This is a genomic window from Corallococcus sp. CA049B (genome assembly GCF_003611685.1).
Lineage (GTDB): Bacteria > Myxococcota > Myxococcia > Myxococcales > Myxococcaceae > Corallococcus > Corallococcus coralloides.
The window spans coordinates 1-8,619 of record NZ_RAWC01000302.1 but is presented as its reverse complement, the minus strand read 5'-3'; the positions used below and the strand labels follow the sequence as shown (position 1 = coordinate 8,619).

Annotated in this window: 6 protein-coding genes; 5 read left to right on the top strand and 1 reads right to left on the bottom strand. The window is 70.5% G+C overall.

The window, feature by feature from the left end:
• Positions 1-242 precede the first annotated feature (242 nt).
• The 5 genes from D7W82_RS36600 (at position 243) to D7W82_RS36580 (ending at position 7,759) form a co-directional block, all read left to right on the top strand.
• Entirely contained in the window at positions 243-1,634 is a 1,392-nt protein-coding gene (locus D7W82_RS36600) for a glutamate decarboxylase (RefSeq protein WP_120622728.1), read from the top strand.
• Positions 1,635-1,663: 29 nt separating this feature from the next.
• The gene (locus D7W82_RS36595; RefSeq protein WP_120622727.1) at positions 1,664-3,499 is read left to right on the top strand and encodes an aspartate:alanine exchanger family transporter; all 1,836 of its coding nucleotides are present in this window, start codon (positions 1,664-1,666) and stop codon (positions 3,497-3,499) included.
• A gap of 88 nt (positions 3,500-3,587) precedes the next feature.
• On the top strand, positions 3,588-5,246 hold the full coding sequence (locus D7W82_RS36590) for an arylsulfatase (RefSeq protein ID WP_120622726.1): 1,659 nt from the start codon (positions 3,588-3,590) through the stop codon (positions 5,244-5,246).
• A 122-nt stretch (positions 5,247-5,368) separates the two neighbouring features.
• Complete coding sequence (locus D7W82_RS36585) at positions 5,369-6,370, top strand: formylglycine-generating enzyme family protein (RefSeq protein WP_120622725.1); 1,002 nt, start codon at positions 5,369-5,371, stop codon at positions 6,368-6,370.
• 12 nt (positions 6,371-6,382) lie between these two features.
• Positions 6,383-7,759 (top strand): DUF2254 domain-containing protein, encoded by a 1,377-nt coding sequence (locus tag D7W82_RS36580; protein WP_233588156.1) that lies wholly within the window; start codon positions 6,383-6,385, stop codon positions 7,757-7,759.
• A gap of 16 nt (positions 7,760-7,775) precedes the next feature.
• Here D7W82_RS36580 and D7W82_RS36575 read toward each other — a convergent pair.
• On the bottom strand, positions 7,776-8,619 hold an 844-nt coding region (locus D7W82_RS36575), incomplete at its 5' end, for a threonine/serine exporter family protein (RefSeq protein WP_120622723.1).

Below are 8,619 nucleotides of genomic sequence, written 5' to 3'. Positions count from 1 at the left end.
GAGCCCCACCGCGCAGACGAGCGCCGCGGCCGCCCGCCCCTGCCTGCTCCAGCTTCCCTTCGCCATGGACCGTCCTCCCTTGTGTGGGTTCACCCTGGAGACGCAGGCCCCTGTCGCACAAGGCACGCCCGGCGGGTGCAATGGGAGGCCGTGCCGCTGGCCGTCCCTCCCTGGAGGTCGACGCCCTGCGCGCGCGCGCCCCATTTCCAGTGGGGAAGCCCACCCACCACCAAGGAGCGCGCATGCCGCTGCATGGAAGGGACGAAGTCCGCGACCGCATCAACGACGACGTCTACGCCTCACCGGACCTGTCCATCCCAATGCCCAAGTTCCGCATCCCGGATGACGAGCACAGCGCGGAGCACGCCTACGCGGTGGTGCACGACGAGCTGCTGCTGGACGGCAACTCGCGGCAGAACCTGGCCACCTTCTGCCAGACGTGGGCCGAGCCCCAGGTGCACCGGCTGATGGACGAGTGCCTGGACAAGAACATGATCGACAAGGACGAGTACCCGCAGACCGCGGAGATCGAAACGCGCTGCGTGAACATGCTCGCCGACCTCTGGCACGCGCCGGACGTGAACAACTCCATCGGCACCTCCACCACCGGCTCCAGCGAGGCCGCGATGCTGGGCGGCCTGGCCATGAAGTGGCGCTGGCGCAAGCGCCGCGAGGCCGAAGGCAAGCCCACGGACAAGCCCAACCTCATCTGCGGACCGGTGCAGATCTGCTGGCACAAGTTCGCGCGCTACTTCGACGTGGAGCTGCGGCAGGTGCCGCTCGCGCCCGGCCGGATGACGCTGACGCCGGAGGAGGTGCTCAAGTATTGCGACGAGAACACCATCGGCGTGGTGCCCACGTTGGGCGTCACCTTCAACCTCGTCTACGAACCGGTGCAGGCCATCGCGCAGGCGCTGGACGACCTCCAGCGGCGCACGGGCCTGGACATCCCCATCCACGTGGACGCGGCGAGCGGAGGCTTCCTCGCGCCGTTCATCCACAAGGACGTGGTGTGGGACTTCCGCCTGGAGCGGGTGAAGTCCATCAACGCCTCCGGCCACAAGTTCGGCCTGACGCCGCTGGGCTGCGGCTGGGTGGTGTGGCGCGACCAGCGCGACCTGCCGGACGAGCTGGTGTTCCGCGTGGACTACCTGGGCGGGGACATGCCGACGTTCGCGCTCAACTTCTCACGGCCGGGCGGGCAGATCGTCATCCAGTACTACAACTTCCTGCGCCTGGGGAAGGAGGGCTACCGGCGCGTGCAGCAGGCGTGCTCGGACACCGCGAACTTCATGGCGAAGGCCATCGAGCAGATTGGCCTCTTCGACATCCTCTACGACGGCCGGGGCGGCGTGCCCGGCGTGTGCTGGAAGATGAAGGACGGCGTGAACCCCGGCTTCACGCTCTATGACCTGGCGGACCGGATGCGCGAGCGCGGCTGGCAGGTGCCCGCCTACCCCATGCCCGCCAACCTCCAGGACCTGGTCGTGCAGCGCGTGCTGGTGCGCCACGGCGTTAGCCGGGACCTGGCCACGCTGCTGGTGCACGACCTGGTGGCCAGCATCGAGCACTTCCGCCGCCACCCGGTGGGCACGCCCATGTCGAAGCAAGAGGCGTCCGGCTACCACCACTGAGCACCCACGACGAAGAGGGAGCGTTCCCCATGCGAGTCATCACCCGTCACACCGTGCTCGTCGTGGGGGCCGCGGCCCTGGGGCTGGCGGCCGTCGCGCTGGCCCAGGGCACGTCCGCGCCCGGCGCGTCCCCGGCCCCACACGGCGTCTTCGGCAGGCTGCTCGCGGCGCTGGGCCACCAGCCCTTCATCCTGCTGTTCCTCGTCGTCGCGGCAGGCTACGCGCTGGGCAAGGTGCAGGTGAAGGGCGTGGGCCTGGGCGCCACCGCGGCCACGCTGCTGCTGGGAATGGTGGTGAGCCTCTGGGCCTTCCAGGCCTTCCACGTCACCTACGCCATCCCGGAGTTCACCAGCACGGTGTTCTTCAACCTCTTCATCTTCGCCATCGGCATGAAGGTGGGGCCGCAGTTCATTGGCGGCCTCCAGCGCGAGGGCCGCCACCTGCTGCTGCTGTCGCTGCTGGTGCCGCTGGCGTCCGCGCTGCTGGTGTACCTGGCGAAGTTCGTCTTCCACCTGGGGCCGGGGCTCATGGCCGGCATCCTGTCCGGCGCGAACACCGCCACGCCGGGCTTCGGCGCGGCGCAGGCGGCGCTGGGCGGCGGCGCGGTGAAGCTGCCCGCGGGCACGACGCTGGAGCAGGCCCGCGCGAACCTGACCACGTCCTACGCGCTGCTCTACTCCGTCAGCATGGTCATCTTCACGGTGATGGTGAAGGTGTTGCCGAAGGCCTTCGGCCGGGACGCGGCGGCGGATGCGAAGGCGATGGAGAAGGCGCTCGCGGGCGAGCAGCAGGCCCCCCTGCCCGGCACCGCCGAGTCCTTCCTCCGGGGCAACGCGTCCGTGCACGTGCGGGTGTTCCGCGTGGAGAGCCCGGAGGTGGACGGGCACTCGCTGGCGCAGCTTGCGCACCTGGCGCCGCGCGCGGGCATCGAGCGGGTGCTTCACGCGGGCCGCATCTACCTGCCGGAGGACGGGCTCGTCCTGCACCGGGGGGACGAGGTCGCCGTGGCGGGCCCGGTGGGGCTGCTGTTGCAGGGGCCCACGCGCATCGGGCCGGAGGTGAACTCACCGCTGGGAGACGTGCGCGTGGAGACGGTGGAGATCGTCGCGCACAAGGCGGACCTCGTCGGGCACACGCTGGGGGAGCTGGCCCGCGAGGAGGGCCACGGCCTCTACCTCAACGCGATGTTCCGCGCCGGGGACGCGCTGCCCATCGACCCGGACGAGGTCATCCGCCGGGGTGACGTGCTGCGCGTGACGGGCAGCCGCCGGCGCCTGGAGGCGCTCCAGAAGCGCGTGGGCCACCTGGTGCGGCCCAGCCTGGTGACGGACATCATCACCCTGGCCCTGGGCCTGTCGCTGGGCGCCTTCCTGGGCGCCATCACCGTGCCGGTGGGCGGGGTGAAGTTCAGCCTGGGCTCCGCGGTGGGGCTGCTCATCGTGAGCATCGGGCTGAGCATCCTGCGAACGCACAACCCGGCGTTCGGAGGCCCCTTCCCGGAGGCCTCGCGCGAGCTGCTGGAGGACCTGGGCCTCAACGTCTTCATCGCCATCCTGGGCATCAACGCGGGCGCGGGCGTCGCGAGCGCGGTCGCGGGGGGCACGCTGGTGCCCATCCTGGTGGTGGGCGTCATCGCGGCGCTGGTGCCGCCCACCCTCGCGTGGGCGGTGGGCCAGTACGTGATGAAGATGAACACCGCGGTGCTGATGGGCGCCGTCGCGGGGGCGCGGTGCAACAGCGCCGGCATGCGTGCATCGCAGGAGGCCACGAACAGCATCATCCCGGCCATCGGCTATCCGGTGACGTTCGCCGTGTCGAACCTGCTGCTCACGCTCATCTGCTACCTCTTCGCGCTGATGGGCTGACGCTCCCCGCGCCGGAGGCCCCGGCCCTGCCCCGCGGGACGAGGCCCACGTCGGCTCGCGTGGGCACCTCGTCACCAGGAGGTCGTTCATGGCGAGCAAGGCGAAAACCTCGGGCAACGGACATGGGAAGCAGGCGAAGCAGAAGCCCAACATCCTGGTCATCTGGGGAGACGACATCGGCTTCTGGAACATCAGCGCCTACAACCAGGGGATGATGGGCTACCGCACGCCCAACATCGACCGCATCGCGAAGCAGGGCGCGATGATGACGGACTGCTATGGCCAGCAGAGCTGCACCGCGGGCCGCGCGGCGTTCATCACCGGCATGAACCCACTTCGCACGGGGCTCACCACCATTGGCATGCCGGGCGCGAAGTACGGCCTGCAGGACTCCGACCCCACCATCGCGGAGCTGCTCAAGCCGCTGGGCTACACCTGCGGCCAGTTCGGCAAGAACCACCTGGGCGACTCCAATCCCTACCTGCCCACCAACCACGGCTTCGACGAGTTCTTCGGCAACCTCTACCACCTCAACGCGGAGAACGAGCCGGAGTGCCCGGACTACCCCAAGGACCCGGCCTTCAAGGCGAAGTTCGGGCCTCGCGGCGTGCTGCACAGCTGGGCCACGAACCGCAAGGACGTCACCGAAGACCCGCGCTGGGGCATGGTGGGCAGCCAGCGCATCGAGGACACCGGTCCGCTCACCAGGAAGCGCATGGAGACCGTGGACGGCGAGTTCCTGGAGGGGTCGCTGGACTTCATGGAGCGCGCCGTGAAGGACGGCAAGCCGTTCTTCCTCTGGCACAACACCACGCGCACGCACGTCTGGACCTTCCTCCAGGAGAAGTACCGGAACGTCACGGGCTATGGCCTCTACGCGGACGCGATGCGGGAGCTGGACGACATCGTCGGGGTGCTGCTGGACAAGCTGGAGGAGCTGGGCATCGCGGACAACACCCTGGTGGTCTTCTCCACCGACAACGGCGTGGAGAAGATGGGCTGGCCGGACGGCGGCAACAGCCCGTTCCGCGGGGAGAAGGGCTCGACGTGGGAGGGCGGCGTGCGGGTGCCGTGCCTGGTGCGCTGGCCGGGCGTGGTGGAGCCGGGGCGCGTCATCAACGACATCTTCGCGCACGAGGACTGGATGCCCACGCTGGTGGCCGCGGCGGGCGGCCCCTCGGACCTGGTGGAGAAGTGCAAGCGCGGCTACAAGGCGGGGCCCAAGACCTTCCGGGTCTACCTGGATGGGTATGACCAGACGGGGCTCCTGGCGGGCACGGAGGAGGGGCGCCGGAACGAGTTCATCTACGTGCTCGACAGCGGCGACCTGGCGGCGGTCCGGTACAAGGACTGGAAGATCATCTTCAGCTACCAGGACGGTGAAGGCCCGGACATGTGGTTCAGCGGCAAGCGCTTCAGCCCGGCGTGGCCCTACCTCATCAACCTGCGCTCGGACCCGTTCGAGTATGGCCCCCACTCCGGCCTGTACACCCAGTGGTACGGCGAGCGCATGTTCACGTTCGTCCCGGCGCAGATGCTGGTGAAGCAGTTCGCGGAGAGCCTCATCGAGTTCCTGCCCAGCCAGGCCCCGGGCAGCCTGAGCATCGGGCCGATGAAGGAGCGCGTGAAACAGAAGATGGCGGCGGCGCGCAAGCAGCATGAGGAGCCCGGCGTCGGAGACCAGGTCATGACCCTGGCCAACGAGGTGGAGCAGTTCATCCACCGCTTCCAGCAGTCGCACCACTAGCCGTCCGGGTCGTCGGGCCGTGGAGCGCACATTGCTCCACTGCCCGACACCCTCCCCGGCCCCCGGTGCGAGTGTCATTCCCCGCGCCGGGCCGGATGTTCTCCGTTGGAGGACTTCCCGCCATGCACCGGAATGACAGCCTCGACGCCACGCCCGACGTGGAGCCCACCGACACCGCCGCGCGCCCCGGCCGGGCTCCGTTCCCGGACATGGTGTGGATTCCCGGTGGCACGTACTGGATGGGCTCCGACCACCACTATCCGGAAGAGGCCCCCGCGCATCAGGTGACCGTCTCCGGCTTCTGGATGGACCGCTTCACCGTGACGAACGAACAGTTCGCCCGCTTCGCCGAAGCCACCGGCTACGTCACCGTCGCCCAGCGCCCGCTCAATCCCGCGGACTATCCCGGCGCCACACCGCAGACGCTCGTCCCCGGCTCGCTCGTCTTCCAGAAGGCCCGGGGGCCCGTGGACCTGGGCAACGTGGCCAACTGGTGGAGCTATGTCCCCGACGCCTGCTGGAAGCACCCCGAAGGCCGCCGCTCCTCCGTGAAGCACCGCCGCGACCACCCCGTCGTCCACATCGCCTTCGAGGACGCGGAGGCCTACGCCACCTGGGCCGGCAAGGCGCTCCCCACCGAGGCGGAGTGGGAGCGCGCCGCTCGCGGCGGCCTGGACCGCAACGAGTTCTGCTGGGGCAATGACTTCACCCCGAACGGCGAGCACCTGGCCAACACCTGGCAGGGCTACTTCCCATGGCAGAACCTCCGCGAGGACGGCCACGAAGGCACCTGCCCCGTCGGCGCCTTCCCGCCCAATGGATACGGCCTGCATGAGATGGCCGGCAACGTCTGGGAATGGACCACCGACTGGTACCAGGAGCGCCACCAGGGCAACAAAGGCAAGGCGTGCTGCATCCCCGTCAACCCGCGCGGCCCCGCCACCGCGCGGGACAGCCAGGACCCCTCGACGCCCGCCATCACCATTCCTCGCCGCGTCCTCAAGGGCGGCAGCCACCTGTGCGCGCCCAACTACTGCCGCCGCTACCGCCCCGCCGCGCGCTCGCCCCAGGCCGTGGACAGCGGCGCCAGCCACATCGGCTTCCGCTGCATCGTGCGCCCCTAGGAGCTGACGCGCGTGGCGGACGCACAGGGACCCTCCCGAGCCAGCACCCGGCGGCCCCGCGAGACCCCTGTCTTCCGCTGGTGGCTCCGGCACCAGCTGTGGATTCCGCCCGTGCTGGGAGCCCTGCTGGGAGCCCTGCTGGGCGTCCTCACCGTGATGCGACCGCTCCCGGTGGCGGGGGTGCTGGGAGGCGTGGCCTGGCGGGCCACGGCCACCGAGGCGCGGAGCATGCTCTCCACGGTGCTGGGCATCGCCCTCACCTCGTTGAGCATCGTGCTGTCCCTGTCCATGCTCGTGGTGCAGAGCGCCGCGGGGCAGTACTCGCCGCGCCTCTTGCGGCTGTTTCTCCACAGCGCGGGCATCCGCGTGGTCATCCCGGTGTTCGTCGCCACGAGCGTCTTCTGCCTGGCGGCGACGCACGCGTTCGGCTTCGTCTCGGGGCTCGAGCGCGCGCCCCGCCCTGCGCTCGCGCTGGCCATGCTGCTGCTCATCGTCTGCGAGGGCGCGCTCATCTTCCAGGTGCTCCAGACGCTCCAGCTCATGCGCGTGGAGAACCTGGTCCGGCGGGTGCGCCAGGACACGCTGGGCGCGGCCCGGACGCTCGAGCGGTTCCGGGCAGCGGACGTCGACGCGGCGGTCCCGGTCCGCGCCCGCGGGGATTCTCCGGGGACGGTCTGGCCGCTTCGCGCCCGGGCGGACGGCTTCATCGCCTCCGTCGACGCGGGGGCCCTCCTGGAGGTGGCGACGGCGCATCAGCTCACCATCCACCTGGAGCGGGCCGTGGGGGAGCCGGTGATTCACGGCGAGCAGATGGGCTGGATGGAAGTGGAGGCGCGTGCTTCCGCGGGGCACGAGTCCAGCGAGTCGCGCGTGTGCCGCGCCATCCACCTGGACCGCTGGCGGGACGCGGACCGGGACCTCGCGCTGGGGGTGCGCCAGCTGGTGGATGTGGCCATCAAGGCGCTCTCGCCGGGGATCAATGATCCGTACACCGCGGTGGAGGCGCTGGACCAGCTGACGTTCCTCCTGTGCGGGCTCAGCCGGATGCGCCTGGGGCCCCGCGTGCTGGCGGATGCCGCGGGGACGCCTCGCGTGTTCCTGCACGGCCCCACGCTGCGGGACTACCTGGCGCTGGCCACGGATCAGATCCTCCGCTACGGCGCCGCCGAGCCCGCGGTGGTGCTCCGGCTCCTGCGGCTGGCGGCCTCCGTGGCCCAGCGCGCACGGGAGGACGAAGATCGGCGCGCGGCGCGGGAGCGGCTCCACGCCATCCTGGCCATTTCGGAGCGGAGCATCCCGGAGCCGGCACTCCCGCGCCGTTACGCGGAAGCGCTGGAGCAGGCCCTGGACGGCGGGCCTTGGCCGCCACTTCCGGCGATTGGCTTCTGAGCGCCGGCTCTCGCCCTCACCCGCTGGCGGGTGGGGACGCGGGAGCGTCGCGGTCCACGGGGATGCGAGGCGGCACCACCACCGTGGCGAACACCAGCCCCAGCACCAGCTGGAGCGCCACCAGCATCACGTTGAACAGGCGGGCGTCCTCCGCGCCCGGGGTGCCCGCGCCGAGCAGCGCGACGATGGCCTCCGTGCCGATGAAGCCCGGCGCCAGTTGCAACATCCCCGGCAGGATGACCGTCATGGACATCCGGTCCCCCTTGCGCCCGTAGAGCAGCCCCGCGACGCCCAGCACGAACGCGGCCAGCAGCGGGCTGCCCCGGTCCCCGAGCAGCAGCTTCGTCAGGACCTGCGTCCCGTAGGCGAGCAGCACCCCGCCCACGATCCACGCCACGTCGCGCGGCCGCCCCGACATGCACACCGACAGCGCCACGCCGCCCACCGCCATCAGGAGGAACGTCAGGAGCGGCGGCAGCGCGTGCGACTCGACATGCGGCGGCAGCGGCCAGGCGAAGCGCCACAATGTCCCCGCCGCCGCGATGCCCACGCCCAGCATCAGGAAGCGCAAGAGGCCATAAGTCAGCCGGGGCAGGCCCGCCTCCACCGACTCCATGGCCAGCTCCAGCGAGCCCAGCGTCACCACCATCGCCGGCACCAGCAGCACCACCCCGCCGAACAGCGCCCGCACGGCGTTGAAGGGCGGCAGCAGGAGCGTGAGCCCGAGCGCCACCAGCGACCCCAGGAGCGCGGCGAGGAAGCTCTTCTGCAAGTCCACCCGATGCGACTTCAGCGTGCCGAAGTGGATGGCCCCCGCGACGAAGCCCACGAAGAAGGCCACGAGCATCTCCCACCACGCC